This window comes from Egibacteraceae bacterium (genome assembly GCA_035540635.1).
GTDB lineage: Bacteria > Actinomycetota > Nitriliruptoria > Euzebyales > Egibacteraceae > DATLGH01.
Genome location: DATLGH010000023.1, coordinates 1 through 2,485, shown reverse-complemented (window position 1 = coordinate 2,485; position 2,485 = coordinate 1). Strand labels below are relative to the sequence as shown.

Sequence of the window (2,485 nt, the reverse complement as noted above, 5' to 3'; positions counted from 1 at the left end):
ACCTCCATGTCGACCGATGAGATCCTCGTCAAGGGCCCCGACGGCACCGACGCGCGCGTCGGTGCCGTCGGGGCCCTTGACGAGGATCTCATCGGTCGACATGGAGGTCGAGGATAGCGGGACGCTGACCGCTGTCTGCCGGGCGGTGCGGGGCTTGGCCGGCGCGGAGGCGGGCCGGCGCGTCGCGAGGCGGGCGCCGGGCGTTTCGGCCCCCTCAGACGTCGGACGCTTCGATCTCGGCGAGCACCTCGCGCGCCCGCTCGAGGTCGCTCTCGGCCACGAGCACGCGCGTCGCGAACCATCCCGAGTCGAGGCCGAACGGGCTGCGCGCCTCCCGGTCCACCGTCGCCCGCAGGCCCTCGGCCTCGAGCGCGCCCTGCACGATCCGCGCGAGGGCGTTCGGTCCCCTCATGAGCTCCCGGAACTGCACCATGCGGCCAGGGTACGCGCCCCCGGTTGGGTGGGCGCGGGAGCCGGGGTCGGGCGGGTCAGCCGGCGGGCGGCCCGGTGATCTCGAGCGTGAACGGGCGGCCGAGGTGGTCGGCCAGGACCGGGGTCTGCTTTCCGGCCGTGCGGATGTTCGCGCGCGGGGCGGCCCAGGCGAACGCGCCCTGCACGCTCACGCCGGTGGGCTGGCCGTTGTTGCCCCAGCCGTCGAGCAGCCCCTCACGCAACAGGTAGTTGCCCTGCACGGAATGCCCGGCTTCGGGATCTTCGAAGGACTTCTCGGGCGTCCTCGACGAGTAGGTGACGACCCGGTTGGGGCCCTCGACGCCGGCGGCGCGCATGCCCTCGGCGTGGCAGCCCTGCAGGCTCACCCACATCCGGTCGGCGCGCACGGCGCCGATCATACGGCCGAAGTCGGCGTTCCAGAGATAGGCGTTGTCCGCCGGCCACAGCGCCGAGTTGCCCCCCGAGTGGCGCATGTGCCCGGAGAAGCTGAACACCACCGTGGAGCGCTCGTCGGTCTTGGCCACCAGCCACTCGAGCGCCCGCACCATCCAGTCGCGCGTCGCGGCGCCGTCGGTGAGCACGAGCACGTGATCGCCCCGCCAGCCCCGCCGGAACAGGCTGTCGCGCAGGACGTGCGCGTCGGCCACGGACCCGAGCGTGCTGCCGGTCCGTCCCTGGTAGTCGTTCACGCCCACGATGACGGCCCAGTGGAACGTCGAGGGCTGGCCGTCGATCTGCTGGGCTGCGGCGTGCTCGGGGTAGCGCCCGGCGAAGGCCTGCTGGCTCGGCGTCCCGGGCGGTTGCTGCGGCGCGGGGGCAGGTTCGGGCGCCGGCTCGGGGGGCTGCGGGCGGGAGACGGGCAGGAAGTCCGCGTCGGGCAGCGCACGCTTGATCGGCGCGAGTCCGTCGTGGGGAGCGGGGTCCGGTGATGTTCCCACCCCGACGAGCGCGCCGGCGAGCACGAGCACGAGCAGCGACCGCAGCAGCGTGCCGAGCCGGCTCGGCACGCGCCGTGGCTCAGGATGCACGGTGGGGATCCTCTCGTCGTCTCGTCGTTCCGAGCTTCCAGTATCCCGCGCCGCGCGGCGGCGGCACACCTGGAAAGCTCGTCGGATTCAACGACTGGCCGTGACGGCGGGTGCGCCGGTCACTTCAGCCGGTCACGTCCAGATGAAACTCGCGACCACCGAGGCCGTCGACTTTCACCGGCACCTGCGGCCCGAAGCGCTGACCGACCGTGCGGGCCTCCGCCCGTGGCGCCGCCCAGGCGAACGCCTCGGCGACGCTGACCCGCCCGTCCCGGTTGCCCTCGTAGTCGCCCCACCCGTCGCGCAGTCCCTCCCCGAACAGGTACTGGCCCATGACCGAGTAGCCCGTTTGGGGGTCTTCGTAGGACTTCTGCTCCCTTTGCGACGAGTACGTGGTGATGCGGCCCGGCCCTTCGACGCCGGGCGCGGCGAGACCGGCGGCGTAGCAGCCCTGCAGGCTCACCCACATGCGGTCTGCCCGTACGGCGCCGAGCAGCCGTCCGAGGTCAAGGGGCCAGATGTAGCGGTGGTCGCTCGGCCACAGGGCCGTCGCGCCCGGACCCCGACGCAGGTGTCCTGAGAAGCTGAAGACGACCGTGGACCGCCCGTCGGTGGAGCGGGCCAGCCACTCGAGCGCGCGGACGATCCGGTCGTGGGTGGCGGCGCGGTCGGTGAGCAGGAGCACCTGGTCGGCGCGCCAGCCCTGGCGCAGCAGCGTGTGTTGCAGGGCGAGGGCGTCGCCGACCGAGCCGAAGGTGTTGGAGGTGCCTCCCGCGTAGTCGTTCACCCCGACGATGAGCGCCCAGTGGAAGGTCGACGGCTGCCCGTCGCGCTGCGCCGCGGCGGCGTGGACGGGGAACTCCTGGGCGAAGATGCGTGCGCTGTCGCTCGCCGCGTGCGCGGAGGCCCGGGAAACGGGGACGTGCGCCGCGGCGGGCGCAGGAGGAGGCTCGGCGGGGGGCGGCCCGGGGTCGGGAGCCACGAGTGCCACCGCGGCCTCGGTC

At 73.6% G+C, this 2,485-nt stretch carries 3 protein-coding genes; all 3 read right to left on the bottom strand.

The window, feature by feature from the left end; genetic code table 11:
* Positions 1–214: 214 nt before the first annotated feature.
* Complete coding sequence (locus tag VM324_04435; GenBank protein ID HVL98522.1) at positions 215–433, bottom strand: DUF2007 domain-containing protein; 219 nt, start codon at positions 431–433, stop codon at positions 215–217.
* Positions 434–488: 55 nt separating this feature from the next.
* Entirely contained in the window at positions 489–1,481 is a 993-nt protein-coding gene (locus tag VM324_04430) for a caspase family protein (protein ID HVL98521.1), read from the bottom strand.
* A 124-nt stretch (positions 1,482–1,605) separates the two neighbouring features.
* Positions 1,606–2,485 (bottom strand): caspase family protein (locus VM324_04425; protein HVL98520.1); only part of this gene is annotated, 880 nt, incomplete at its 5' end.

Bases quoted from the DNA above. Each gene is read 5' to 3' on its own strand.
- VM324_04435 (HVL98522.1), bottom strand. From the start codon at position 433: ATGGTGCAGTTCCGGGAGCTCATGAGGGGACCGAACGCCCTCGCGCGG.